Here is a 26500-nt window from a genome sequence, read left to right on the forward strand (position 1 = left end):
GGGTCAGGCGGTCGCGGAGGCGCGACGCGGCATACGACGGTTGCGCAGCTTGCGACGCACCCGCTTGCCGACGGCCTCGGCCGCGATGCCGACCCGCGAACGCCCCTCCTGCGGGTTGGGCAGCGCCAGCACGACGACCTGCTTCCACGCCGACGCCACCTGCTTGGGCAGTGGCCCGGTCGTGTAGGACAGGCCGTAGCGCGAGCAGATCTCGCGGATCCGCGGGGCGATCTCGGCATACCGGTTGCTCGGCAGGTCGGGGAACAGGTGGTGCTCGATCTGGTGCGACAGGTTGCCGGTCATGAGGTGCATGGCCTTGCTACCACTGATGTTTGCCGACCCGACCATCTGCCGCAGGTACCACTCGCCGCGCGTCTCACCGTCGATCGACTGCTTGGCGAACGTCTCGACGCCCTCGGGGAAGTGGCCGCACATGATGACCGAGTGGGTCCACACGTTGCGCACCGTGTTGGCGACGAAGTTGGCGGCCACGGTCTGGAAGAACGACGGCCCCGACAGCAGTGGGTGCACGAGGTAGTCCTTGCGCGCCTGGCGGCCGATCTTGCGCAGCACCTTCTTGAGGTCGCGCTGGAACGTCTCCTTGTCCTTGCCGCGGCCCTGGAGGTACGCACCGACCTCGAGGTCGTAGGCCGCGATGCCGTACTCGAAGAACACCATGTTGATGAAGTTGACGAGCGGCTGCGTGAGGTACGACGGGTACCACTTCTGGTCCTCGTCGACCCGCATGATGCCGTAGCCGAGGTCGTTGTCGCGGCCGATCACGTTGGTGAAGGTGTGGTGCAGCTCGTTGTGGCTGTGCTTCCAGAACTCGCTCGGGCTCGCGTTGTCCCACTCCCACTCCTGGGAGTGGATCCGCGGGTCGCGCATCCAGTCCCACTGCCCGTGCATGATGTTGTGCCCGAGCTCCATGTTCTCGAGGATTTTCGCGACCGACAGGCCCGCGGTGCCGACGAACCACGCCGGCGGGAAGAGCGAGAAGAGCAGGACGGCTCGCGAGCCCATCTCCAGTCCGCGTTGCCACTTCAGGACCTTGCGGATGTATGCCGCGTCGCTGGCTCCGCGCGAGTCGAGGACTTCCTGCCGCAGGGCGTCGAGCTCGGCGCCGAGCGCCTCGATGTCCTCGGCGGACAGGTGACCGGCCGGGTCGGGCTTGCCCGAGGGCTTGGGGACGAAGCTGCGCTCCTTGGCGGCCACGGACAGGCGCGAGCCGACCTTGGTGGTGTTCTGTGGCGCGCGCGGCGTGCCGGCCAGCCGACCGTCGATCGACAGGTCGAACTGCTCGTCACCCAGGGTGGTCGTCGGTCGGTTCGCAGTGGCAGTCACGGAAGTCCTTTCGTCGCAGCGTAATTCGTCGAAGTCAGTAGCGTTGAGCGGGTCAGAGGTCGATCTCGCACTCGCCCGCGGCGGCCGAGATGCAGGTCTGGATGCGCACGCCGTCACCCTCCGTGGCGACGGTCAGCTCACCGTTGCGCAGGTCGCGCACGGCTCCTTGGCGCAGCGGCACGACGCAGCCGAAGCAGATACCCATGCGGCAGCCGGACGGCATCAGCACGCCGGCCTCCTCGCCCGCGTCGAGGATCGGCGTCGCGCCGTCGGCCTCGACGGTCTTGCCCTGGGCAGCGAAGGTGACGGTGCCGCCCTCGCCCTCGGCGACGACGACCGGGCGGAAGCGCTCGGTGTGCAGTCGCTCGGAGAGGCCCGCCGCGGCATACGCCTCCTCGAAGGCGTCGAGCATGCCCGTCGGCCCGCAGCACCACGTCTCGCGCTCGCGCCAGTCGGGCACCAGCTCGTCGAGGTCGGCGGGCGAGAGCATGCCGTCGGTGTCGGTGTGCCGCTCGACGAGCCGCAGGTCGCCGCGCCCGCCCCACTCGCGCAGTCGTTCCGCGAAGATCACGTCGGTCGGCGTCGGCGCGCTGTGCACGAGGACGGCGTCGGGTAGCTCGGCGAGGTGGTTGCGCAGCATGCCCATGACGGGCGTGATGCCTGAGCCGGCGGTGAGAAACAGTGCCTTCGCGGGGCGCGGTGTCGGCAGCGTGAAGTCGCCGGTCGCCTGGTCGAGGTGGATCAGCGTGCCGGGGCGCAGGTCGCGCACGACGTGGTTGCTGACCTTGCCGTCGGGGATCGCCTTGACGGTGATCGAGATGAGGCCGTCGGCGGCGTCGACCGGGCAGGTCAGGGAGTAGGCGCGCCAGTTGCGAACGCCATCGACATCGACGCCGATCCGGGTGTACTGGCCGGGAACGTGGCCGCGCCAGCCGCGACCCGGGCGGATCACGACCGTGGCGGCGTCGGCCGTCTCGGGCGTCACGGCGACGACGCGACCGCGCAGGTCGGCGCCCGCGCGCAGTGGAGCGATGAGATCGAGGTAGTCGGCTGGGAGCACCGGTGTGGTGACCGCGTGCGCGACGCGCAGGGCGGCGTCACGCAGCCGAGCCATGGGTATGCCGCGCGTCCGGGCCGCGTTCGTGGTGGTGCGCGGGGTCGCTGCAGCGGTCATGGATCAAGTTTCTCCGACAACTTGGCCTAAACTCCTGACCAGTCCGGGTGATCCTGGCGGAAGGAATTGTGCGCAGATGACAAAAGATGGCCGATCGAGGCCCAGCCTTCGCGCGGGCGCGGCGCCTGGCGTGACGACGCCCACATCCGCCGGGCGGGGCGTGGCACCGACGAGCGGGAGGCGCACCGAGGCGATCACCGTCGACCGGGCCGCTGGCCTGCAGCTGCCCGCCCGGGTCGAGACCCGGCTGCGCGAGGCCCTGCCCGGGGTCGCCGAGGACGCCGTTGAGGCCATCATCGAGGAGGTGCCCGCGTATGCCGCGGCGCGCGCCTTCATGGTCGACACCATCGAGGCGGCGGTGCGGACCGCGCTCGGCGGCTTCCTCACCCTCGCGGCCCGCAGCACCGACCCGAGCAGTCCCCTGCGCCCGGCCCAGGCCGCGTCGTACGAGCTCGGCCGCGGCGAGGCGCGCAACGGCCGCAGCCTCGACGCGCTGCTGTCGGCCTACCGCATCGGCGCCCGCGTCTCGTGGCGGGAGCTGTCGGCCGTCGCCGTGGAGGCCGAGCTCGACTCGGCCAGGCTGGCACGGTTCGCCGAGCTCGTGTTCGCCTACATCGACGAGCTGTCCGCCGCCAGCGTGGCCGGGCATGCCGCGGAGCTCGCGACCGCCGAGCGGCACCACCGCCAGCAGCTCGACCGCGTCGCCCGCGACCTGCTGCGCGGAGGCGTCAGCGACGAGACCGTCGACCGGCATGCCGCGCGCGCGTCGTGGCAGCCACCTCGCACGCTTACCGCAGTCCTCGTCTCGGAGGAGCAGCTCCGCGAAGTGCGACCCCTCGTCGACCCCTCGAGCCTCGTCGTCGAGGGCGAGCTGCCCGACGCACCACCGAACGACGACACGTGTGCGCTGCTGCTCCCGAACTTGACCGCAAAGGCACGAAAGACATTGGTGGACAACGGATCACGGCTCGGCCTGGTCATCGGACAAACCGTCCCTTGGCGCGAGGTAGCCGTCTCCTACGACCGGGCACGACGCGCGCAGGCGACGGTGGCTGCGGACGGCGGCCGCGCGGCATACGACACTGACGCCCACCTGGCCGAGCTGGTGGTGGCGGCCGACCGGGAAGCCCTCGCCGACCTGCGCAGACGCGTGCTCGCCCCCCTCGACGAACTCACCGAGACCCAACGGCCGAAGCTCGAGGAGACGCTGCGCGCGTGGTTGCTGCACCGCGGCCGACGCGAGGCGGTCGCGGAGCAGCTGTTCGTCCACCCGCAGACGGTGCGCTACCGCGTGGGCCAGCTGCGCGAGCTGTTCGGCGACAGCCTCGACGACCCCGACACCGTCCGTGACCTCGTCATCGCTCTCGCGGCGCCGAGCGCCGAGTGAACGCACCTGACAACGCAGGGATCCGCATTGGGCATTGCTTGCCAACGCCCGCGTCACCCCGCCCTGCCTAGGCTCGCCGCACCGGCTCATCGACGTGTCGGCCGACCGTGGGAGGTGTGGCATGCGGGTCCTGATCGCGCTCGGTGGCAACGCCATGACCGGCCCCGACGGCAGCGCCACACCACAGGCGCAGCGCGACGCGATCGCGACCGCCATGGGCCATGTCGCCGAGGTCGTGGCAGCCGGGCACGAGGTGGTGCTCACCCACGGCAACGGCCCCCAGGTCGGCAACCTGCTGGTCAAGAACGAGCTCGCCGCCCACGTCGTCCCACCCGTCCCGCTGGACTGGTGCGGCGCCCAGACCCAGGCAACGATCGGCTTCACCGTCCTCGACACGCTCGAGGCGGCGCTCGCGCGACGTGGTGTCGATCGTCCAGTCGCCGCGATCGTCTCCCGCACCCTCGTCGACGGCGACGACCCCGGTTTCACCAAGCCCACCAAGCCGATCGGCCGCTACCTCACCCGCGACCAGGCCAAGCCCCTCATCGAGCACGGCGAGACGTGGGAGGACCGGGGCGAGAAGGGCTGGCGCCGCGTGGTCGCCTCCCCCGAGCCGCTCGAGGTGCTCGAGACACCGACCCTGCGCACCTTGCTGGACGCCGGCTACATCGTCGTCGCCGCAGGCGGGGGCGGGATCCCTGTGTCGCGCAGCGCCGACGGCGTGCTGCACGGAGTCGAGGCCGTCATCGACAAGGACCTCACCGCAGCCCTTCTCGCCTCGTCGTTCGGGGCCGACGTGCTCGTCATCGCCACCGACGTCGCGAACGCCGTCGTCGGCTTCGGGTCGAGTGAGGAGCGGCCGCTCGGCCGGGTGCCCCTCAGCGAGCTCGAGAGGTATGCCGCGTCAGGCGAGTTCGCGTCGGGGTCCATGGGCCCCAAGGTCGAGGCCGCGTTGCGGTTCGCGCGCGCTGGCGGCACAAGCGTCATCACCGCCCTCGACCAGATCGCCGCGGCCGTCAACGCCGTCGCCAGTGGCGAAGGCGACGTGGGCACGGTGGTGAGCGGGCGGCATACCCCCGTCTTGAAGCACGAAACACCAAGCAGCACAACGGAATCAGGAAGGTGACAGCAATGCCAGACGCCATCGAGGTCCGCAAGGTGCCGCTGCACAGCGTCACCGACGCCAGCGAGCTGGCCAAGCTCATCGACGACGGCGTCATCGACGCCGACCGCGTCATCGCCGTCATCGGCAAGACCGAGGGAAACGGCGGGGTCAACGACTACACGCGGATCATCGCCGACCGGGCGTTCCGCGAGGTGCTGGTCGCCAAGGGTGCCGACGCGGCGAAGGTGAAGGAGGTGCCGATCGTGTGGTCCGGTGGCACCGACGGCGTCATCAGCCCGCACGCCACGATCTTCGCGACCGTGCCGCCCGAGAAGGCGGAGCAGACCGACGAGCCGCGGCTGACCGTCGGGTTCGCGATGAGCGAGGTGCTGCTGCCCGAGGACATCGGTCGCACGGCGATGGTGACCAAGGTGGCCGACGCGGTGAAGGTGGCGATGGAACGCGCCGGCATCACCGACCCGGCCGACGTGCACTACGTGCAGACCAAGACGCCGCTGCTCACGATCGACACCATCCGTGACGCCAAGAGCCGCGGCCACGACGTCTTCACCGAGGACACCCTCGCGTCGATGGACGTCTCCAACGGTGGCACCGCACTCGGCATCGCAGTCGCGCTCGGCGAAATCGAGATGCCGCGCGACGAGGACGTGCTGCGCGACCGGACGCTCTACTCGTCGGTGGCATCGTGCTCGTCGGGCGTGGAGCTGGACCGGGCGCAGGTGGTCGTGGTCGGCAACGCGCGCGGCGTCGGGGGGCGCTACCGCATCGGGCACTCGGTGATGCGTGACGCGCTGGACGCCGACGGCATCTGGGCGGCGATCAAGGACGCCGGGCTCGACCTGCCCGAACGGCCGCACACCTCGGACCTGCAGGGGCGGCTGGTCAACGTCTTCCTCAAGTGCGAGGCGAGTCAGGACGGCGCAGTGCGCGGTCGGCGCAACGCGATGCTTGACGACTCAGACGTGCACTGGCACCGGCAGATCAAGGCCGCGGTGGGTGGCGTCACGGCGTCAGTGACGGGCGACCCGGCCGTGTTCGTGTCGGTGTCGGCGGCGCACCAGGGCCCGGACGGGGGTGGTCCCGTCGCCGCGATCATCGACCTCGGCACGGGCGAGCCCACGGGCTACCGCGCGCCCCAGCTCGACTGATCCCACCAGCTGCCGCCGCAAAACGGGGGTTGCGTGCATGAAACGGGGCTGCGGAACCACCGTTTCGTGTCAGCAACCCCCGTTTTGCCAAAGGGCCCGTCGGGGCTGGGGTCAGTGGGCGCTGGGGTCAGTGGGCGAAGTGGCGGGTGCCGGTGAAATACATGGTCACGCCGGCCTGCTCGGCGGCTGCGATGACCTCCTCGTCACGCACCGAGCCACCCGGGGCCACGACCGCGCGAACCCCGGCGTCGAGCAGCACCTGGAGCCCGTCGGCGAACGGGAAGAACGCGTCTGACGCTGCGACGGCGCCGCGCGCCCGGTCCTGACCGTCGGCATTGGCCCGGTTGACCGCGAGGTGACACGAGTCGACCCGGTTGACCTGGCCCATCCCGATGCCGACCGAGGCCCCGTCGCGCGCGAGCAGGATGGCGTTCGACTTCACCGCACGCACCGCCCGCCACGCGAACTGCAGGTCGGCCAGCGTCGCCTCGTCGGCGGCCGTGCCGGCGACAAGGCGCCAGTTCTCCGCGTCGTCACCACCGGTCACGGCGCCGTCCTCACCCGCCACCTTCGCGTCGATCCGGTCGACCGTCTGCACGAGCACCCCGCCACTCACCGGCCGGAACTCGATCGGGTCGGCGGTCTTCCCCATGCCTTCAGGCAGGAGCAGCAGGCGCCGGTTCTTCTTCTCCCGCAACAGCTCCAGCGCGTCGTCGTCGAACCCGGGCGCAACGATCACCTCGCTGAACGTCTCGTTGGCGGCCTTCGCCATCGCCGCGTTCACGGGCCGGTTCGTCGCGATGATGCCCCCATATGCGGAGACGGGGTCGCACGCGTGCGCCGCGGCATACGCCTCCTCGACGGTGTCGCCGACCGCAATGCCGCAGGGGTTGGCGTGCTTGATGATCGCGACGGTCGGCTGGTCGCCGTGGTCGTGCGCGGCGCGTACCGCGGCATCGGCGTCGACGTAGTTGTTGTAGGACATCTCCTTGCCGTGCAGCTGCTCGGCCGAGGCGACGCCGGCGCGCCAGTGGGTGTAGATCGCGGCGCGCTGGTGCGGGTTCTCGCCATATCGCAGCACCGCCTTGCGCTGCCACGTCGCGCCCGTCCACGCCGGGAAGCCGCTGCCGTCCGAGGTGTCGACGTAGGCGTTGCCCATCCAGTTTGCGACCGCGTTGTCGTAGTCGGCGGTGTGCACAAACGCCTGTGCCGCAAGGAGTTTGCGCTGCGCGAGGGTGAACCCGCCGCCGCGCACCGCCTCCAGGACGGAGGGGTATGCCGCGGGGTCCGTGACGATGGCGACGCTCGGGTGGTTCTTGGCGGCGGCCCGCACCATGGTGGGTCCGCCGATGTCGATCTGCTCGATGACCTCGTCCGGCCCGGCGCCCGACGCGACGGTCTCGCGGAACGGGTAGAGGTTCACCACCACCAGGTCGAACGGCTCGACCCCCAGGTCGGCGAGCTGCTGCACGTGGTCGGGCTTGCGGGTGTCGGCCAACACACCGGCGTGCACCTTGGGGTGCAGGGTCTTGACGCGCCCCTCGAGGCACTCGGGGAACCCGGTCAGGTCGGCGACCTCGACCACGGGGACGCCGAGCCCTTCGATCAGCTTGGCCGAGCCGCCAGTCGACACGATCTCGACGCCAGCCTCATGCAGACCACGGGCCAGGTCCTCCAGCCCGGTCTTGTCGTAGACGGAGACGAGTGCCCGCTTCACGGGGCGGACGTCTTGGCTGGGGCCGGGCTTGCTGACAGAGCTCATGGGTTCTCCGCGGTCGGTTGCAACGGTGCGGGACACCCAGGCGGGCGATGTCCCGGCGCGTGACTCCCCGGTGGTGGTCCACCCTCGCCAGTTGTCGCAGCGATTCTAACGGCCCTGCGGACCAGTTCCGTCCACGGTGGGCAGGCTCCGCTCACCGCGCGCGACCTCACCGACGACCTGCACGAGCAGCGGGTGCTCGAGTGCCTTGATGCGGTCGTGCAGCGAGTCCTCGGTGTCGTCCTGCTCGACGGCCACCCGCGCCTGCGCGATCACCGGACCGGTGTCGACACCGGAGTCGACGACGTGCACCGTGCACCCGGTCTCGGTCGCGCCGGCCGCCAGCGCGTCCCGAACCGCGTGGGCGCCAGGGAAGCTCGGCAGCAGCGCGGGGTGGGTGTTGATCACGGTCCACCGCCCCAGGACCTCGGGTCCGAGCAGCTTCATGAACCCTGCCGACACCACGAACGCCGGCGCGTGGTCGTCGATGCGCGACGCCAGCCCGGCATCCCACTCGGCGCGCGTCACGAAGTCGGCCACGCGGCATACAAAGGTTGGTATGCCGGCCGCGGCCGCCCGGTGGAGCCCCGTGATCCCAGCCCGGTCGGCACCTACTGCGAGGATGCGCACGCCGTATGCCGGGTCAGCGGCCGCGTCGATGAGCGCCTGGAGGTTGGTGCCCGACCCCGAGACGAGGACGACGATGCCGGTCGGCTCGGTGGGCGGCGTCGGCGTCGTCACAGGACGACGATAGCGAGGGGGCTCGCGGCCCGGTCAGCAGGCTGGGCGCGCAAGGTGGGTCATGAGGTTCGCAGCCGACGGCGAAAGGTGACCTGCACAGGTCGTCGGCGTACCCGCCGAACTCGCGACGACCAGGTCACCTGCGCGTCGGCTCGTCGGGAAGCCGCGCGAAGCGCCCGGTCTCGTGCGCCTCCCGGATCAGAGACGCGGCCGTGTCCGGATCAACGTCGGTCAGGTAGTCCTCGTTGCTTCCGAGCAGGTAGTAGCGGCTCAACTTCTCGCTGTCCACCCACTCGCCGGCACGGTCCAGCGTCTGACAGTTGTATTGCGGGCCTGCGGGGTCCCGGCGCCCGAAACTCACACTAGGGACGTCGACCTCGGGTCCATAGGTGATGAGGAAGTACTGCCACTGAGTCATTCGTCGCTCCCAAGAACCCCATGCTCGACCGACTCTGCGGGCTGCATGCTGGCCATCGCAGCCAGGAGCGTCTCCTGAGAGACCTCGGGAACAACCCCGCCGTTCGCCGCGACGCGTTCGAGGAATGCCTGCGGGACCTCGAAGTTGTATCTCTGCACGAAATACGCGTCGGCAAAGGCCCAGAGCCACTCACCGTCCGTCATCATCCCAACCCCCACGACATCCCCGACAGACGCGTCGTACGGGTCCGGTTTGCGCATCCGCCCGGCGAAGACCACGGCTCCATGGTTGAGGTAGTCGACCAGCTGCGGCTCGGGAGTGCCGCCGCGAGAGGATTCCGTCACCTGCAGATGCTTGAACTCCATGCCTGCCTTCTGAGCGGTGAGCAACAACTAACTCATCTGTGACGGCTCGTCCGGGAGCCGCTAGAAGCGCCCATGTCGGTGCGCTTGCTCAATGAGGGACGCAGCCGTATCCGGATCGACATCGGTCAGGTAGTGATCGTTGCTGCCCAGCAGGTAATACCGCTGGAGGTAGTCACTGTCCTCCCACACGCCCGCCCTGCGAAGAGTCTGACAGGTGTAGTTGACGCCGTCGAGATCACGCCGCCCGAACCGGATCCACCCATCGCCGATCTCCGGTCCGGGCGTGATCGTGAAGTACTGCCAGCGGGTCATCTGTCACTCCCCATGAGGAAGGCGAGCCCGGTGAGACCCGGTCGCGTGAACTTCCAGCTCGGCCACTCGCTCAGGTGTCATCGGTGACGACCAAGGGTCAGCGACGGAGCTTCCAGCGGTCCCAGCCGAGAACGAGCGCGGCGCCGATCGCGAGCTCGACGAACAGGGCGGCCGTCATCGCGAGCGCCGGTGCGCCGATGTCGGCGAGCCGACCAGCGCCGAGGGACCCTCCCCCGAGAGCGTCGAGCAGCCCGATCGTCAGTGCGGTCACGACGACCGCGACTGCCGTCACCGTCAGCTTGGTGCGGGCCGTCGACAGCCGCGCCACGGAGCGCAGCGAGCGCCACCCGACGAACGCCCCCACCGCGACCGGCACGAGCACCACCGCGGGCATCACCCCCGGAAACGCCCCCGGCTCCGGCAGCGCCCCGAACACCGGGACCATCGGCAACACCGACGAGCGTGCGCCCGTCCACGTGGCCGACGCGCCCTCCACCGCGGAGAAACCCGATCCCGCCAGGAACGACACCGCCCACAGCGCGAGGTTGGGCAGCACCGTGAGCTGCGCGAGCGCCAGGACGACCCCGCCAACCATCCCGGGCGCCAACTCGGACTGCAGGTTCTTCACTGCACCGAAGTGCAGCACGACCATGAGCACGACCAGTGCGACACCGATCGTGAGCAACGTCGCGGCGCCCTCGAGCCCCGGCCGCACACCGCGCCGCACCGCCTCGGGCAGCCACGAGGGCCGCACCGCGGCCTCCCCCAACAGCTCCGGCCGCCGCGCCACGTGCTGCCGCAGCGCCAACCCGGCTGCGGCCACGGGTACCACGAGCACCGGCACGACCACCGTCCACCACACCGGGTCCGGACCGGCCGCATAGGCGAGCAGCACCCAGACGAGCGCGCACGCGGCATACCCACCGACCCAGCCGCCGAGCTCAGCAGCGAGCCGTCCGTGCACGAGCCCACGCACGTGGACGACCGTGCGGTCACCCGCGGCCTCGGCCGTGGCCCGCGCCGCCGCGCGCCCGCCCAGCCACACCAGCAACCCCAGGAAGAGCAGCGGCACGACCGTCACCGGCAACGCACCGACCGTCACGTGCGCCCCACCACCAAGCAGCCACAACGCGGCGCCCGTCCCGAGGGCGGACGTCCACGACACCGTGCTCTCACTGGCCGCGACCCACACCATCAGCGCCGGCAGGATGAACACACACGCCCCCACCGCGGCCGCACCCGCCCCCGAGAGCACGGCTCGCCGCACTCGCGCCGGGTCGACCGCCCCCCGGTTCGACGCACCGGTCCCCGTCCCCCGCAGCAGCTCCATGACAGTCATGACGCACCCATCGTCGCTGACCGGCCCGCGACTTCCGGCGACCCACGCCGCGCGCCCCGCGATTCACAGCAAAATTCACCCCGAACGCGCCGCAACCCGTCCCGCCCCGGCCGCGTCTGCTGCGGTGTGATGACCCTGGGTGCACGATCAGCAACCACCGGGGAGGTGTCCATGGGCGCGCAGTCCGCCGAGGCGGAGTTCGACGCGTTCTACCGGGCCACCTCCAGGCGAGTGGTGCACCTCGTGTACGGCTTCACCGGTGACCTGACCGTCGCCCAGGACAGCACGCAGGAGGCGTACGCCAAGGCGTGGCAGCAGTGGTCGACGGTCCGCGCGGCCGACGACCCGCTTGCGTGGGTGCGCACTGTCGCCCGCCGCATCGCGATCTCCAACTGGCGCAAGCGAACCACCCAGGAACGCGCCTACACCCGACACGGGACGCACGACACGACCGGCCCGCCGAGCGAGGACCGGGTCGCCATCGTGGCAGCGATGCGTGAGCTGCCCGACCCGGTCCGCGAAGCCGTTGCCCTGCACTACATCGGCGATCTGTCCATCGACCAGATCGCCCACGAGACCAATACCCCCGCAGGCACCATCAAGGCCCGCCTGCACCGGGGCCGAGCCCTCCTGGCCCAGGCCCTTTCGCCCGAGGAGAACACCCATGGCTGACATCGACGAGTGGAACGAGGCGGACGACGCCCTCGTGCGTCGCGCCATGGCGACCCTGCGCCGCGACGTGGAGGCGGCACCCATGCCCGACGTGCGGTTCGTCAAGGCCAGGGGGCGTGCGCTGCGGCGCCGCCGGTTTCTCACCGTGGGTGCCGCCGCCGCGGCTGCCGTGATCGTCGCCAGCGGGGTCGGGTATGCCGTGTGGGGGCCCACCGCCGACCAGTCACCGGTCGTGCCCGCGACCCGGTCGACCAGCTCGTCGTCGTCGGCTTCCCCGTCGCCGACGACGACGGGCTCCCTCGGGCAGGCCAGCCCGCTGCCGCTGCTGACCGAGTGGTCGGACACGCTGGGCCTGCCGAACGGGTCGCGCCTGACCGACCAGGACCCGAAGTCGGATGATTTCCGCACCTTCGACTGCCTCACCTCCGTGCCGAACGGGCTGACCCAGCGGCAACAGATCACCCTCGACAACGGCAAGTTCGAGGGCGGGCAGGCGCTGTTCGAGCTGGGCAGCGGCACCGACCCGTCGACGGTGGCCGACCAGCTGGTCACCGACATCGAGGGCTGCCAGCAGGGGCCCGACTACAAGGCCACCAAGCAGTCCGAGTCGAACGGCGTCACGACCTTGTCGTTCACCGCCGGCGACGCGGGCTCCGGTTGGTGGGCCGTCGTCACCGGCCCCAGGGCCGTCACCCTGATCAGCTTCACGGCCTCGATCGAGTCCGACGCCGAGTACACGCAGCAGCAGGTCGCCGCCCTGGGCGCCATCGCCCGGCAGCGGCTCGAGCGGTACGGCGCCGGAGCGTCGGGCACTGGCACTTCCGCGCCCAGCTCGTCGACGGACGCGACAAGCGCGGGACCCAAGGCGGTCAACGAGAAGATGCCGGTGAGCGGACCAGACCCGGTGCCCTCATCGAACCTGTTCGTCGCGGCCTCGCAGTGGCGTGACCCACTGTTCTACTCGGGCGCCAAGCCCAGTGCGGCATCGGCTGACCCGTTGGCGTCCCTGGCCATCGTCGACTGCGAGACCGACGACCAGCAAGCCGGCATCGCCGGTCGGGTCGGGGTCGTCGCCGTGCAGGCCGGCCCGGACGACTACCTGATCGGCAAGCAGCGCGTCCGCCTCTTCGATGACGCCGACGCCGACCAGCTCGCGGACGCCGATGTCACGCGAGTCGGCGAGCTGGTGATGAAGGGGTGCACCAAGGGCGGCAACAAGGTCACGGCCGAGGCCGGTCCGAAGCCCGGCACCTACCTGCTCACCACCAAGGTCACGACCGAGGCGAGCGGCACGACGTACCAGTACGTCGGCGTCACTCGGATGAGGACCCCGGGCGCGGTGTCGGTCATCACCTTCCACGGCACCGGCGACGGTCAGGGCTTCCAGGGCACCAAGGCGCAGGGCTTCGCCCAGCTCGACCGGCTGCTCGCGCTCGCCCGGCAGAAGTAGGCGACCACGCGGCATACCCGCCGGGGCGTGGGGCTCCACCCGACAAAGAGGCGCTTCACCCGAGGAACGATCTCGGGTGAAGCGCCTCTTTGTCCCTAAACCCGATAACGCGCCGGTCCGGGCGGGGAGGGTCAGGCCTGCTCGAGGCCCTTCATGATCTCGCGCATCAGCTCGGCGGTCTCGGACGGCGTCTTGCCGACCTTGACGCCCGCGGCCTCGAGGGCCTCCTTCTTCGCGGCGGCGGTGCCGGACGAGCCGGACACGATCGCGCCCGCGTGGCCCATCGTCTTGCCCTCGGGGGCGGTGAAGCCCGCGACGTAGCCGACGACCGGCTTGGTCACGTGCTCCTTGATGTAGGCCGCGGCCCGCTCCTCGGCGTCGCCACCGATCTCGCCGATCATGACGATCGCCTTGGTGTCGGGGTCTGCCTCGAACGCCTCGAGCGCGTCGATGTGGGTGGTGCCGATGACCGGGTCGCCGCCGATGCCGATGGCCGTGGTGAAGCCGAAGTCCCGCAGCTCGTACATCATCTGGTAGGTCAGCGTGCCCGACTTGGACACCAGCCCGATCGGGCCCTTGCCCGCGATGGTGTGCGGCGTGATGCCGGCCAGCGACTCCTCCGGCGTGATGATGCCGGGGCAGTTCGGGCCGATGATCCGGGTCTTCTTGCCCTTGCTGTAGTTGTAGAACTCGGCCGTGTCCTTCACCGGGATGCCCTCGGTGATGACCACCAGCAGCGGGATCTCGGCGTCGATGGCCTCGATCGCGGCGTCCTTGGCGAAGGCCGGCGGCACGAACGCCACCGACACGTTGGCACCGGTGGCCTCCATGGCCTCCTTGACCGAGCCGAAGACCGGCAGCTCCTTGCCGCCGATCTCGGCGGTGGTGCCGGCCTTGCGGGCGTTGACGCCGCCGACGATGTTGGACCCGGCGTCGAGCATGAGCGCGGTGTGCTTGGAGCCCATCCCGCCGGTCATGCCCTGGACGATGATCTTGCTGTCAGCGTTCAAAAAGATCGACATTGCTTCAACAGTTCCTTTTCGTATGCCGTCAGCGGATCACTTGTTGGCGGCGAGCTCGGCGGCCTTGGCCGCGGCGCCGTCCATCGTGTCGACCTGGGTCACCAGCGGGTGGTCCAGCTCGTCGAGGATGCGCCGGCCCTCCTCGACGTTGTTGCCGTCGAGCCGCACGACGAGCGGCTTGGTGGCCTCGTCGCCGAGGATCTCCAGCGCGCCCTTGATGCCGTTGGCGACCTCGTCGCACGCGGTGATGCCACCGAAGACGTTGACGAAGACCGACTTGACCTGCTCGTCGTTCAGGATGACGTCGAGCCCGTCGGCCATGACCTGGGCGTTGGCGCCGCCGCCGATGTCCAGGAAGTTCGCGGGCTTCACGCCGTACTGCTCGCCGGCGTAGGCGACGACGTCGAGGGTCGACATGACGAGCCCGGCACCGTTGCCGATGATGCCGACCTGGCCGTCGAGCTTGACGTAGTTGAGGCCCTTCTCCTTGGCCTTGGCCTCGAGCGGGTCGGTCGCGGACTTGTCCTCGAGCGCCTCGTGGTCCTCGTGCCGGAAGTCGGCGTTCTCGTCGAGGGTGACCTTGCCGTCGAGGGCGATGATCTCGCCGTCCTCGGTCTTCACCAGCGGGTTTACCTCGACCAGCGTCGCGTCCTCGTCGCGGTAGACCTCCCACAGCTTCTGCAGGACGGGGATCACCTTGGCCCCGGTCTCCTCGTCGAAGCCGCTGGCGGTCGCGATCTCGGTCGCCTTGGCGTCGTCGATGCCGACGTTGGGGTCGATCTCGATCTTGGCCAGCGCCTCGGGCCGCTCGACCGCGAGCTGCTCGATGTCCATGCCGCCCTCCTTGCTCGACATGGCGAGGTAGGAGCGGTTGGCCCGGTCGAGCAGGATCGAGAAGTAGTACTCCTCGGCGATCTTGGCGCCCTGGGCGATCATCACGGTGCCGACGGTGTGGCCCTTGATGTCCATGCCGAGGATCTCCCCGGCGAGCTGCTCGGCCTCGTCGGCGGACTTGGCGACCTTGACGCCGCCGGCCTTGCCGCGGCCACCGGTCTTGACCTGGGCCTTGACGACGGTCACGCCGCCGGACTTGGCGCCGATCTCCTCGGCAGCGGCCTTGGCCTCGGCGGGGGTGGTGGCCGTCTTGCCTGCGAGCACGGGGACGCCGTGCTTCTCGAACATGTCTCGGGCCTGGTACTCGAACAGATCCACGTCTGACGTCCTCGTCTCGGAAACGGGTGGTGGTTCGGGCCCGAGACTAGTCCCGAGCACGTCGCACGGGCTCCCCGGGTGCGGCCGATGGGACCAATCTCACCGTGCGTGGCGGATGTGACGCGGGCGCGTCCCCAGGCGCCCAGTCGCAGGTATGCCGCCTGGCCGGCGCCCAGCCCATGTCCACTTGTCGCGGGTGCTGGGTCAGGGCGTCGGCGTGCGGCCGGCGAGGACGTCATTGAGCAGCTCGGTGTCGCAGTTGCCGCCACTGAGGACGGTGGCGACGCGCTGGCCCTGCAGCTGCCCGCGGTCGCGCTCCGCGAGGAGCCCGGCGAGGCCCATGGCACCGGCGGGTTCTGGCAGTTGGTGGGTCGTGCGCAGCATGACCCACATGGCCTCGGCCGCGTCGTCCTCGCTCACCTGGACGATCCGGGCGGCGCCGGCGCGAATCACCTCGACCGCCTCGGGCACCGGCGCGCGGCAGGCGACGCCGTCGACGAACGTCGCGGCCTCCGGAGTGGTGACGACCTCGCCCGCGTCGAAGGACAGCGCGGTCGCCGGGGCCCGCTCGGCCACCACGCCGACGACCTCGGTGTCGAGCCCGAGCAGGTCGCGGACGCCGATGACGCCGCAGATGCCCGAACCCATGCCGACCGGCACGTAGACGGTGTCCAGCGGGCCGGCGGCGTCGAACAGCTCCTCGGCGTAGGTCGCTACTCCCGCAACGAGATCCGGGTGGAACGGAGGGACCGCCTCGAGCCCGAGGTCCTCCGCCAGACCCATCGCGTGCTCGCGCGACTCCTGGAAGTCGCGGCCGTGCACGACCAGCTCGGCACCAAAGCCCTCCATCGCGGCGTTCTTGTCCGGGCTGTTGCCCTCGGGCACCACGATGACGGCGCGCACCCCGGCCGCCCGCGCGGCATACGCCAGCGACTGTCCGTGGTTCCCACGGGTCGCCGACACGAAACCCTTGACCTGCGGGCGTTCTCGCCTAGCGCGGTCGGCGTAGACGAGCCCGCCGCGCACCTTGAACGCACCTGTCGGCGTCTGGTTCTCGTGCTTGACCCAGACCTCGGTGCCGACGTGGTCCGACAGCAACGGCCACGCGAACTAAGGCGTCGCCGGGAAGTGACGGCGGACGATGGTGCGGGCGCGGTCGAGGTCGGCGCGGGTGAGCGACATGCGTTAAGTCTGCCCTCGCCGTCGCGGCGGGTCCGTGGGAGTGTCTGGGTATGCCGCGCAGTCCAGTCCTGGTCGCCTCTGGCCTCCTCGTGGGTGCGGCTGCCCTCGCCGGCTGCGCCGAGAAGGCCCCGGACATCCCGGCGGTGAGCAGCACCACCGCGGAGCCTGTCGCGCAGTACCCGATCACGATCTACCGATCGGGCGGCGTCGCAGGTTTCCAGGATGAGCTGCGCATCTCCAGCGACGGCAGCGTCGCGGCGACCAGCAGGAAGCCGATCCTGGAGTGCCGGCTCGACGCGGATGGCCTACGGTTGCTCAACCGTGCCGCGTCGCGCATCCGCCCGTCGGACCTCCCCACCGATGCCCCGGCGACGACGTCGGACGCGCTGACCGTCACCGTGGTGGCCGGGGCGGGTGTCGTGTCCATCGACGACGAACGGATGGCCGAGGCCAAGCCGGTGATCGACCAGCTGCTCGCCGACGTCAACTCCCCTGAGGGGCAACGCAAGATCTGCACCTGACTGGCACGGGTGACGTTCGCGCAGTTTGCCACGGCTCGCGCAGCAGGGGCTGCGCGAATGGTGCCGAAGTGCGCGATCGTCGGCCGACGGCAGCACAGCGGGGGCGGACCCGGCCCGGAGGATGCCAGGTTCCGCCCCCGCTGGTTCGGGGTGGGCTCGTCAGCGCCTGCTCAGCAGGTCTGCGAGCCCTTCGGGACGGCGATCGCGTCGAACGCGCTCTGCACCGACTGGCACACCGCCGAGCCCGAGCCGTAGAGCTCCTTGGCCGAGGCGATCGCTCCCTCGCGCGCGGCTGGGTAGTCACTGCGCGAGGTCAGCTTCGTCGACAGCGTGCGGTACCAGACCTTCTCGATGTTGGCCCGTCCCGCGCCGGTCACCGCCGGGGCACCGCCACACGTCGGGCTGTTGTAGTTGACGCCGTTGATGGTCTTGGCGCCCGAGCCCTCGGAGGCCATGAAGAACCAGTGGTTCAGCGGACCCGAGGAGTAGTGCGGGTCGAGCCGCTTGGTGGTGCTGCTCCAGCAGTCCTGGCTCGCGCCGTCCTTGCTCGGCTGGTCCATGTAGCGCAACGGAGTTCCGTTGCCACGGATGTTGATCTTCTCGCCGATGAGGTAGTCGCCCGGGTCGGCCGCGGTGGCGGCGTACCACTCGACGGCGGTGCCGAAGATGTCCGAGGTCGCCTCGTTGAGGCCGCCCGCGTCGCCGCGGTAGGCCAGCCCAGCGGTGTTCTCCGTGACGCCGTGGCTCATCTCGTGACCGGCCACGTCGAGGGAGGTGAGCGGGCGGACGTTGCCGGCGCCGTCGCCGTAGGTCATCTGGGTGCCGTCCCAGAAGGCGTTGGAGTAGCTGCTGCCGTAGTGCACCCGGCTGCGGGCACCGACGCCGGTGTCCCAGATGCCGTTACGGCCCTGGACGTTCTTGTAGTAGTCGAACGTCTTCTCGGCGCCGAACTGGGCGTCGGCTGCGGCGGTCTGCCGGTTGCCGGGCGTGCCGTCGCCCCACACGTCGTCCGCGTCGGTGAACAGCGTCCCGGTGCCGGTGGTCCCACCGCCAAGGTCGGTCGTGTAGTTCCCCACCGCGTCCTTGAGCTGGTAGCTGCCACCCGACTGGGTCGTGCCCAGCGTCACCGTGCCGGAGTACATCGTGTTGCCGGTGCCCTCGACGACCTCGTCCCACGAGTCGAGGGTCGCACCCGTCGTCGCGTCGACGACCGTGTGCAGGCGGCTCGGCGTCTGGTCGGCCTTGACGCCATCACGCACGACGTCCCAGGCGAGACGAGAACTGGACTCACCGGCATACACGACGAGGGTCGATGCACCGCCAGCGGCACGCGAGCTCGCCTGTGCCCCAGTGAGTTTCGGCCTGGTCGACACGGCGATGGACTTGGCGGCGTTCCACCGCACCGACCTGGTGCTGCCGGCCTTGGAGCGCTCGACCACGAGGTCGCCGCCGATGACCGGCAGGCCCTGGTAGGTGCGGTTGTAGCGGACGAACTGGGTGCCGTCTGCGTCTCTGACGACGCTCTTGACGCTCAGCTTCTGCCCACTGCCGAGCCCGAGGGTGCGGGCCGCGTCGGCGACCTTCGCCTGCTCGGCGACGACGGCACGTGACACGCGACCGGCCGGGTCGGCGGCAGCGGGGGCGCCGGTCGCCGCGGCTCCGGGAGCCACCGCGAGGGTTGCCGCCACGGTGGCGCCGAAGGCCATGCCGGGGATGAGTCTCTTCACAGGGGATCTCCTTTGACTCGGTTTGGGTGCGGCCTGTCAGCCCGCGAGTACCGCGGTGTCGTCGACCACGAACGACGTCTGGAGGGAGGAGTCCTCGGTGGCGAGGAACTTGACGGTGATGCTCTTGCCCCGGAAGGCGTTCAGCGACAACGACTTCTGGGCGTATGCCGCGGTGGCGCCGACGTTGGAGTAGGTCGCCAGCGTCGTGGTCGCGCCGCCGCTGGTCACCTGGACCTTGAGGGTGTCGTAGGCCGTGCTTCCGGTCTCGGCCGTGTCGACACGCAGCCATAACGACAGCGACGCCGAGGTGGCACTGGCCGGGATGGTGATGGTCTGGGCGATGTTCTCGCTGGTGGTGCGGCCGTTGCCGCCGAGCCACGCCTTCCACGTGCCGCTGTGCGCCGGGCGTGACGTGTTGTTCGTGATCGGGCCGGAGGTGCCCGTCCAGGCGACCGCTCCCGACTCGAATCCCGCGTTCTGCAACAGGTTCGAGCCCGTGGGCGGCGGCGTGGACGTGCCGTAGTCCTTGGCCGCGTGCCGGAAGACCAGCGCGCCGATGAGGTCGGCGCCGCGGTCCAGAGACGTGGCGTTGAGGTTGGCCGTCGTGTCACAGGACCGGTGGTAGCAGGGGTCGAACGCCTGCCCCGCCGTGCCACCCCACTTGCTGGCCTGGGCGCTCGACTTGATGCCCTCGGCGCCGCTGAAGATGCCCGCGGTCGGGATGCCGTACGAGCGGAACGCCGCGTGGTCGCTGCGCCCCTGCACGTCGATGTACTCCCACGGGATGCCCTTGGCGTCGTACCAGGCCGTGATCTCGTCGCGCACCGCGTTGCCGGCCGGGTTGTCGTCGTAGACGAAGTAGCCGGGGTTGGGCGAGCCGATCATGTCGAAGTTGAGGTAGAGCCGGATCTTGTCCTTCTCGCTCGCGGGCAGGCTCGCGGCATACGCCTTCGACCCCACCAGGCCGAGCTCCTCGGCACCCCAGAACCCGAACCGCAGCGTGTTCTTCGGGGTCTGCCCGGACGCGGCATACGCGATGGCGGTCTCGAGCAGCGCCGCGCTGCCACTGCCGTTGTCGTTGATGCCGGGGCCGACGCTGACGCTGTCGAGGTGGCCGCCGGCCATGACGACCGAGTTCGGGTCGGAGCCGACCTTGGTGGCGATCACGTTGTAGGACGTGCCCGACGACGTGCTGAAGGACTGCACCTGCGTGCTGTAGCCGGCTGCGTCGAGCTTGCCCTTCACGTAGTCGACGGACGCCTGGTAGCCGGACCGGCCGGTGTAGCGGTTGCCGCCGTTCGCGGTGGCGATCGACTGCAGCTGGGTCAGGTGGGACTGGACGTTCGCGACGCTGATGTCCGGGTCGGCGAGCGCCGCGGCGGGCGCGGCCGGCGCGGCGACTGCGCCCGCGGCGCTCAGGGACGCGGCGACGAGGGCGAGGGCAGCGGTGGGGGCGGCCAGTCGTGCGGTCAACCGGGTGCGGCCGGTCATGGGGGGCTCCTCGGGTGGCGTTCGGGTCACACTGCGGTGCGCTGGCAGCGGCGGGCGTGGGCCGGCACGACGGTGCCGGCCCACGCCGCACTGGTCAGCTGGTCGACAGCGCCGTGTCGTCGACGACGAACGACGTCTGCAGCGACGAGTCCTCGTTCATGAGGAACTTGACGGTGACCGTCTGGCCCTTGAACGACGTCACGTTGAAGGACTTCTGCGTGTACGTCGAGTTGGCGCCCACGTTGGAGTAGGTCGCCAGCGTGGTGGTCGTGCCACCCGCGACGATCTGGACCTTCATGGTGTCGTATGCCGTGCTGCCGGTCTCGGCCGTGTCGGTGCGGATCCAGTAGGACAGCGTGGCCGCGGTGACGGTCGACGGGATCGTGACGTTCTGGCTGATCGTCTCGGTCGAGGTCGAGCCGTTGCCGCCGAGCCACAGCTTCCACGAGCCGCTGTGCGCCGGGCGTCCGGTGTTGTTGGTGATCGGGCCGGACGTGCCGGTCCAGTTCACAGCCCCGGACTCGAAGCCCGGGTTGAGCAGCAGGTTGCCACCGGTGGGCGGCGGGGTGGTCCCACCGTCACAGGCCTCGCTGCCGGCCGGCACCGCGATGGCGGTGAAGGCCGCCTCGACCGACTTGCAGGTCTGGCTGGTGGCGCCGTACAGCTCCTTCGCCGAGGCGATGGCGCCGTTGCGAGCGGCCGCGTAGTTGCTGCTCGAGGTCAGCTTGGTCGAGAGGGTGCGGTACCAGACCTTCTCGATGTTGCTCCGTCCGGCGCCGGTCACGGCCGGGGCGCCACCACAGGTGGGGCTGTTGTAGGAGACCCCGTTGATGGTCTTGGCGCCGCTGCCCTCGGAGGCCAGGTAGAACCAGTGGTTCAGCGGGCCGCTGGAGTAGTGCGGGTCGAGGCCACCGAGCGAGGAGGACCAGCAGTCCTTGGACGCGCCGTCCTTGCTCGGCTGGTCCATGTAGCGCAGCGGGGTGCCGTTGCCGTTGATGTTGATCTTCTCGCCGATGAGGTAGTCACCCGGGTCGGCGGAGGAGTTCGCGTACCACTCGACGGCGGTGCCGAAGATGTCCGAGGTCGCCTCGTTGAGGCCGCCCGCGTCCCCGCTGTAGTTGAGGTTGGCGGTGTTCTCGGTGACACCGTGGCTCATCTCGTGCGCCGCGACATCGATCGAGGTGAGCGGGTGGGTGTTGCCCGAGCCGTCGCCGTAGGTCATCTGGGCGCCGTCCCAGAAGGCGTTGACGTAGGCGTTGCCGTAGTGCACGCGGCTGCGAGCGCCGGTGCCGTTGTTCCAGATTCCGTTGCGGCCCAACACGTTCTTGTAGTACGCGAAGGTCTTCTCCGCGCCGTACTGCGCGTCGACGCCGGCGGTCTGGCGGCTGCTGGCACTACCGTTGCCCCACACGTTGTCGGCGTCGGTGAACTGCGTCCCGGTGCCGGACGTCGCGCCGTTCAGGTCGGTCGTGTAGTTGCCGACCGAGTCCTTGAGCAGCCAGGACGACCCCGACTGGATCGTGTTCAGCGTGACGGTGCCCGAGTACATCGAGTTGCCCGTGCCGTTCTTCACCTCGTCCCACGAGGTGATGACGGCACCGGTGTTGGCGTCGACGATGGTGTGCAGCTTGCTGGGGGTCTGGTCCTTGCGGACTCCCTCGGTGAGGACGTCGTAGGCCAGCCGCGGGGAGCCGCTACCCGCCCAGACGACGAGCTCGCCGTCAGTGGACTTCGCGGCATACCCCGCCTTCTTGGCGCCCGAGGACTCGGCGGAGGCCTCCGACACCTTGGGCGTCGTGGACTTCACCGCGACCTTGCCGCTCGCGTTGTAGATGACGCCCTTCTCCTTGCCGGCCGCCGACTTCTCGACGATGAGCTCGCCACCGAGGACGCGCAGGCCCTTGAAGGTGCGGTCGTACCGGATGTGCTGCGTGCCGTCGCGGTCGGTGACCACGTTGCGCACGATGAGCTTCTCGTCCTGCGACAAGCCGAGCGCAGCATGGTCGGCCGCTGCCGAGTTGGCAGCGGTCGGGGCCGCGGGCGTGGACTGTGGTGCTGCGGACGCAGCCGACAGTGGGGTCGCCACTGCTGCTGCGACTGCGACGCCGAGTGCGGCGCCAGCTGACAGTCGAATCACGAATTCCTCTTCTCGGGCGGGCGCAGGCGTGCGAACCCCTGCGCGGCGTGGGCGGCGCCGTGGCCCCTCCGGCGGGATCGTCCTTGGTCCCAGGCTTCGGGGCGCCGAGGGCGAGACAACTCGCGGCGCGGGGGCGGGTCAACAGTCATGACAAAGACTTGACCAAACCCGTGGGAACCCGCGGATTGGACCGGTCAAACCCCTGTGCTTCCTCAGCAGTTGACCAAGACGACGTCATCGGTATGCCGTGCGGCCAGCACGCGCGTCCGCGGTGCGGACACGTGTGCTCACCATGCGGGCGCGTAACCCGCCCGCCCCGGGCGTCGTTGACAGGGCACCCCCGCGGGACCGATGGCGGCTCCGCGCCCACGAGTGGAGGCCCGATGTCGCGCCCGTCCCGTCGTCTTGCAGCCGTTGCCACGCTGGCCGTCGGAGCCGGTGGCGTCCTGCTCGGACAGGCCAGCGGCCCGGCGGCAGCCGCCCCGGCGGTCGGCACCCGCACGCCGGCCGCGACGTCCCCGCAGACCCTCGACGCGGTCGACACCTACACGGGCCTCACCTTCACCGTCCCGGCGGGCCGGAACGACCTCGGGCAGCCACAGACGTGCACCATCGACGCCGACCTCTACAAGCCGCGCTCCGCCTCGGCCACGAACCGGGTGCCGGCGATCCTCACCACCAACGGCTTCGGCGGCAGCAAGGACGACCAGGCCGGGCTCGGGCGCGCCTTCGCCCAGCGCGGGTATGCCGTGCTGTCCTACACCGGGCTCGGCTTCCCCGACAGCGGGTGCAAGATCTCGCTCGACGACCCCGGCGTCGACGGTGTGGCCGCGAGCTCGCTGGTGACGTTCCTCGGCGGCGGCAGCACCGCGGCATACCAGTCGGGAGACGTGGGCGGCACGCCCGCCGGACCCGGCGCACTCAGCGTCGACTTCACCAAGCTCGACGACCCGGCCACCCACGACCCGCGTCTCGGCATGATCGGCGGCTCGTACGGCGGGCAGATCCAGTTCGCCACTGCCGCAACGGATTCGCGCGTCGACACACTGGTCCCGCTCATCACCTGGAACGACCTGCGCTACTCACTGGCGCCCAACAACACGAGCTTCACGAGCGGCGTGACGTACGCCGACGACAACCCGGGCACTGAGAAGATCGGCTGGGCCGGGCTCTTCTTCGGCATCGGCATCCTCGACGGCATCCAGGGCACCGCCATCGACCCGACCCGCAACGTCGGCTGCCCCAACTTCGTGCTCGAAGCCTGCACCGCCAAGGCCACCCTCGACACCCTCGGATACCCGACGAGCGACACCTACCGACTCACCGACCGCGTCTCGGTGGCCCACTACATCGACAAGGTGAAGACGCCGACGCTGCTCATCCAGGGCCAGAACGACACCCTGTTCAACCTCCAGGAGTCGGTCGCCACCTACGACTCCCTCAAGGCCCGCGGTGTGCCGGTCTCCTTGGTGTGGCAGTCGTGGGGCCACTCCGGCGGCGCCAACGGCAACTCGGGTGCCGCGCCGGGTGAGCTCGACCTCACCGGCCAGCACATCGAGGACACCTACCTGGGGCAGCGGATCAAGGACTGGTTCGACCACTACCTCAAGGACGCGAAGACGCCCACCGGTCCCGGCTTCTCCTACTTCCGCGACTGGATCTCCTACTCCGGCAACGCTGCTCCCGCCTACGCGACGGCTGCGTCCTACCCCGTCGGCACGTTCCGGACGTTCTACCTGTCGGGGGCTGGTGACCTCGTCGACAACCGCAAGGCGGTTCGCACGGGGTCGACCAGCTGGGCGGGCCCCGGGCTCGGCGCGCCGGCCTCTTACAGCGAGGTCTCCGGTCTGGAGGGCCGGGTCGACCTGCCCCCGAACCTCACCACGCCCTACGACACCCCCGGGACCTTCGGCGCGTGGACGACGGCGGCGCTGGGCACGCCGACCACCATCGTCGGGTCGCCCAAGCTCACCGTGCGCTTCGACTCCCCCGCCGTCGCGCTGACGCAAAAGACCGGTCCGGCCGGACGGCTCCAGGTGTTCGCCAAGCTCTACGACGTTGCACCCGATGGCTCGCAGACGTTGGTGCACAAGCTGATCAGCCCCGTGCGCGTCGCGGACGTGACACAGCCGGTCAGCATCGAGCTGCCCGGCATCGTCCACCGGGTCGAGGCGGGACACCGCCTGCGTCTCGTCCTCGCGAGCACCGACGCGGCATACAAGAACTCGTATGCCGTCCAGCCGGTCACGGTGCGGACGTCACCGCTGGCGCCCCCGGCGCTGACGGTGCCGGTGGTCCGCTGACGACTACTGCTGGGTGACGTTGCCCCGGACCCACTCGACGATCTCGGTGGTCGTCGCGCCCGGGGTGAACACCTTGGCGACGCCGATCTTCTCGAGCTCGGGGATGTCGCCCTCGGGGATGATGCCGCCGCCGAAGACCACGATGTCCTGCGCGTCGCGCTCCTTGAGCAGGTCCATCAGCTTGGCGAAGAGCGTCATGTGGGCGCCGGACAGGACGGACAGGCCGACCGCGTCAGCATCCTCCTGGATGGCGGCCTCGACGATCTGCTCCGGTGTCTGGTGCAGGCCGGTGTAGACGACCTCCATGCCCGCATCACGCAGTGCGCGGGCGACCACCTTGGCGCCACGGTCGTGTCCGTCGAGCCCGGGCTTGGCCACGACGACGCGCAGGGGGGTGTCAGTCATAGGGGCAGGGTAACCACTACCCGGGAGTCGGAAGTCATCGATGCCTCGTCCGCTCGCCGTCGAGGACGGGCCGTTCGTCGCGACACGCACGGCACGTGACGCAGAACACCCACCTGATGAGCGTTCAACGACTACGTTCGGTAAGTCATGTCGAGCAGCGCCGGCCGCCCGCACCGACCGCCCGCACCGAAGCGGGCACCGTCGGGCGACACCGCACGTCCGAACGCGCTCACCCGGGCCGCCGGCAAGGTCAAGGCGGTCGCCGGCGGGGCGAACGACGTCGTCGGCGGTGCCGCCAAGGCACTGGCCTCCCCCACCGGCCTCGTGGGCGCCGCCGTCGAGGCCGCGTGGCTGACCACCCACCTCGCGCTCTACCCGTGGGGCCTGCTCGGGCGGCACGGCCGCGGCGAGGACAACCTCGGCTACCGCGTCGAGCACCTGCCACCCATCCAGCGGGGGCTCGTGATCTCCGACGTCGAGGCGGCCGGGACGCCGATCCTGCTCGTGCACGGCATGGTCGACAACCGCTCCATCTTCACGCTGCTGCGCCTCGGGCTGCGCCGCCGAGGCTTCGGCCGCGTGACGTCGATGAACTACTCGCCGTTCACCGGTGACGTGCGGGTCGCCGCCGCCCGGCTCGCGGAGGAGGTCGAGGCGCTGGTCGCGGAGACCGGCTACGAGCGCATCCACGTGGTCGGTCACTCCATGGGCGGCCTCATCGCTCGCTACTACGTGACCCGGCTCGGCGGCGACGAACGCGTCCACACCCTCGTCACGCTCGGCACGCCCCACCAGGGCACCTACACGGCATACGGATGGAACTCCCAGCTCACCCGGCAGCTGCGCCCCGACAGCGGCCTCATGCGCGAGCTGGCCCAGCCCGTCCCCTCGTGCCGCACCCGGTTCGTCGTCTACTGGTCCGACCTCGACCAGATGATCTTCCCGCAGCGGCACGCCGCCTTGGACCACCCCGACCTCGCCGTCACCAACGTCGACCTGCACGGGGTCGGCCACATGTCGCTGCCGATCCTCGGCAGCGTCGTGCACGGCATCTCCTCGGCCCTGGCCCACCTCGACACCGAGGGCCACACGCTCACCCCGGGCGTCACCGAGCTGCGTCCTGCACCGGCTGGCGCCGCGCGGCAGCCCCGCCAGACCCGCTCGTCCCGCCCGGCTCGCACCCGATGAGCTCAGGCGCGAGGGTCATCCGTTCGGACGGGGCGGATTTTGTGTAACGAACTGGTCACGCTACTCTCGGTCACTCC

The 26500-nt window shown here is 70.1% G+C and carries 23 protein-coding genes and 1 riboswitch; of the genes, 8 read left to right on the forward strand and 15 right to left on the reverse strand.

Features of this window, described 5'->3' with window-relative positions; genetic code table 11:
• Positions 1–3: 3 nt before the first annotated feature.
• Both HJG52_RS11040 and HJG52_RS11045 read right to left on the reverse strand, forming a co-directional pair.
• Positions 4–1344: a fatty acid desaturase family protein gene (locus HJG52_RS11040; RefSeq protein WP_171243637.1), complete on the reverse strand. Its 1341-nt coding sequence runs from the start codon at positions 1342–1344 to the stop codon at positions 4–6.
• Positions 1345–1396: 52 nt separating this feature from the next.
• A complete protein-coding gene (locus HJG52_RS11045; RefSeq protein WP_240977789.1) occupies positions 1397–2518 on the reverse strand; it encodes a ferredoxin reductase in 1122 nt (373 codons plus the stop codon).
• Between the two features lie 130 nt (positions 2519–2648).
• On the opposite strand from HJG52_RS11045, the gene HJG52_RS11050 reads away from it, so the two are divergent.
• The 3 genes from HJG52_RS11050 (at position 2649) to bar (ending at position 6179) form a co-directional block, all read left to right on the forward strand.
• The gene (locus HJG52_RS11050; RefSeq protein WP_346767686.1) at positions 2649–3905 is read left to right on the forward strand and encodes a PucR family transcriptional regulator; all 1257 of its coding nucleotides are present in this window, start codon (positions 2649–2651) and stop codon (positions 3903–3905) included.
• 121 nt (positions 3906–4026) lie between these two features.
• Positions 4027–5031 (forward strand): carbamate kinase, encoded by a 1005-nt coding sequence (locus HJG52_RS11055; protein WP_171243639.1) that lies wholly within the window; start codon positions 4027–4029, stop codon positions 5029–5031.
• Positions 5032–5036: 5 nt separating this feature from the next.
• The gene (gene bar / locus HJG52_RS11060; protein WP_171243640.1) at positions 5037–6179 is read left to right on the forward strand and encodes a barbiturase; all 1143 of its coding nucleotides are present in this window, start codon (positions 5037–5039) and stop codon (positions 6177–6179) included.
• A 127-nt stretch (positions 6180–6306) separates the two neighbouring features.
• Here the strand turns inward: bar and purH are convergent, their stop codons facing one another.
• The 6 genes from purH to HJG52_RS11090 all read right to left on the reverse strand — a co-directional run bounded on the left by purH (position 6307) and on the right by HJG52_RS11090 (position 11113).
• Entirely contained in the window at positions 6307–7941 is a 1635-nt protein-coding gene (purH, locus tag HJG52_RS11065; protein ID WP_171243641.1) for a bifunctional phosphoribosylaminoimidazolecarboxamide formyltransferase/IMP cyclohydrolase, read from the reverse strand.
• 27 nt (positions 7942–7968) lie between these two features.
• Positions 7969–8046: riboswitch (ZMP/ZTP riboswitch) on the reverse strand.
• Positions 8047–8679: a phosphoribosylglycinamide formyltransferase gene (purN, locus tag HJG52_RS11070; protein WP_171243642.1), complete on the reverse strand. Its 633-nt coding sequence runs from the start codon at positions 8677–8679 to the stop codon at positions 8047–8049.
• 136 nt (positions 8680–8815) lie between these two features.
• Entirely contained in the window at positions 8816–9097 is a 282-nt protein-coding gene (locus HJG52_RS11075; protein WP_171243643.1) for a hypothetical protein, read from the reverse strand.
• Positions 9094–9462, reverse strand: coding sequence for a hypothetical protein (locus tag HJG52_RS11080; protein WP_171243644.1), 369 nt, complete (start codon positions 9460–9462; stop codon positions 9094–9096). Before HJG52_RS11080 ends, HJG52_RS11075 begins: the two co-directional genes overlap by 4 nt.
• Positions 9463–9522: 60 nt before the next feature.
• Positions 9523–9774, reverse strand: a complete 252-nt coding sequence (locus HJG52_RS11085; RefSeq protein WP_171243645.1) for a hypothetical protein — start codon at positions 9772–9774, stop codon at positions 9523–9525.
• A gap of 97 nt (positions 9775–9871) precedes the next feature.
• Complete coding sequence (locus HJG52_RS11090; RefSeq protein ID WP_171243646.1) at positions 9872–11113, reverse strand: cell division protein PerM; 1242 nt, start codon at positions 11111–11113, stop codon at positions 9872–9874.
• 171 nt (positions 11114–11284) lie between these two features.
• On the opposite strand from HJG52_RS11090, the gene HJG52_RS11095 reads away from it, so the two are divergent.
• The gene (locus HJG52_RS11095; RefSeq protein ID WP_171243647.1) at positions 11285–11785 is read left to right on the forward strand and encodes a SigE family RNA polymerase sigma factor; all 501 of its coding nucleotides are present in this window, start codon (positions 11285–11287) and stop codon (positions 11783–11785) included.
• Positions 11778–13235 (forward strand): hypothetical protein, encoded by a 1458-nt coding sequence (locus tag HJG52_RS11100; protein WP_171243648.1) that lies wholly within the window; start codon positions 11778–11780, stop codon positions 13233–13235. Before HJG52_RS11095 ends, HJG52_RS11100 begins: the two co-directional genes overlap by 8 nt.
• A gap of 131 nt (positions 13236–13366) precedes the next feature.
• Here HJG52_RS11100 and sucD read toward each other — a convergent pair whose 3' ends face one another.
• The 3 genes from sucD to HJG52_RS11115 all read right to left on the reverse strand — a co-directional run bounded on the left by sucD (position 13367) and on the right by HJG52_RS11115 (position 16567).
• A complete protein-coding gene (gene sucD, locus HJG52_RS11105; RefSeq protein WP_171243649.1) occupies positions 13367–14257 on the reverse strand; it encodes a succinate--CoA ligase subunit alpha in 891 nt (296 codons plus the stop codon).
• A gap of 36 nt (positions 14258–14293) precedes the next feature.
• A complete protein-coding gene (sucC, locus tag HJG52_RS11110) occupies positions 14294–15469 on the reverse strand; it encodes an ADP-forming succinate--CoA ligase subunit beta (protein ID WP_171243650.1) in 1176 nt (391 codons plus the stop codon).
• 204 nt (positions 15470–15673) lie between these two features.
• Complete coding sequence (locus tag HJG52_RS11115; protein WP_206070520.1) at positions 15674–16567, reverse strand: threonine dehydratase; 894 nt, start codon at positions 16565–16567, stop codon at positions 15674–15676.
• 134 nt (positions 16568–16701) lie between these two features.
• Between HJG52_RS11115 and HJG52_RS11120 the strand changes: the two genes are divergently transcribed.
• A complete protein-coding gene (locus tag HJG52_RS11120; RefSeq protein ID WP_171243651.1) occupies positions 16702–17172 on the forward strand; it encodes a hypothetical protein in 471 nt (156 codons plus the stop codon).
• A gap of 170 nt (positions 17173–17342) precedes the next feature.
• Here HJG52_RS11120 and HJG52_RS11125 read toward each other — a convergent pair whose 3' ends face one another.
• The 3 genes from HJG52_RS11125 to HJG52_RS11135 form a co-directional block, all read right to left on the reverse strand.
• Positions 17343–18899, reverse strand: a complete 1557-nt coding sequence (locus tag HJG52_RS11125) for a M4 family metallopeptidase (RefSeq protein WP_346767687.1) — start codon at positions 18897–18899, stop codon at positions 17343–17345.
• Positions 18900–18935: 36 nt separating this feature from the next.
• Positions 18936–20390: a M28 family metallopeptidase gene (locus tag HJG52_RS11130; protein ID WP_171243652.1), complete on the reverse strand. Its 1455-nt coding sequence runs from the start codon at positions 20388–20390 to the stop codon at positions 18936–18938.
• Positions 20391–20484: 94 nt separating this feature from the next.
• A complete protein-coding gene (locus HJG52_RS11135) occupies positions 20485–22527 on the reverse strand; it encodes a M4 family metallopeptidase (RefSeq protein WP_346767688.1) in 2043 nt (680 codons plus the stop codon).
• Between the two features lie 383 nt (positions 22528–22910).
• Between HJG52_RS11135 and HJG52_RS11140 the strand changes: the two genes are divergently transcribed.
• The gene (locus HJG52_RS11140) at positions 22911–24830 is read left to right on the forward strand and encodes a CocE/NonD family hydrolase (RefSeq protein WP_171243653.1); all 1920 of its coding nucleotides are present in this window, start codon (positions 22911–22913) and stop codon (positions 24828–24830) included.
• A gap of 3 nt (positions 24831–24833) precedes the next feature.
• Here the strand turns inward: HJG52_RS11140 and icmB are convergent, their stop codons facing one another.
• A complete protein-coding gene (gene icmB, locus HJG52_RS11145; RefSeq protein WP_171243654.1) occupies positions 24834–25235 on the reverse strand; it encodes a coenzyme B12-dependent isobutyryl CoA mutase small subunit in 402 nt (133 codons plus the stop codon).
• Positions 25236–25382: 147 nt separating this feature from the next.
• Here icmB and HJG52_RS11150 point away from each other — a divergent pair, with 147 nt between their 5' ends.
• On the forward strand, positions 25383–26423 hold the full coding sequence (locus HJG52_RS11150) for an alpha/beta fold hydrolase (RefSeq protein WP_171243655.1): 1041 nt from the start codon (positions 25383–25385) through the stop codon (positions 26421–26423).
• Positions 26424–26500 lie beyond the last annotated feature (77 nt).

Origin of the sequence: Knoellia koreensis (assembly GCF_013041615.1) — a bacterium.
In the GTDB taxonomy this organism is placed as follows: domain Bacteria; phylum Actinomycetota; class Actinomycetes; order Actinomycetales; family Dermatophilaceae; genus Pedococcus; species Pedococcus koreensis.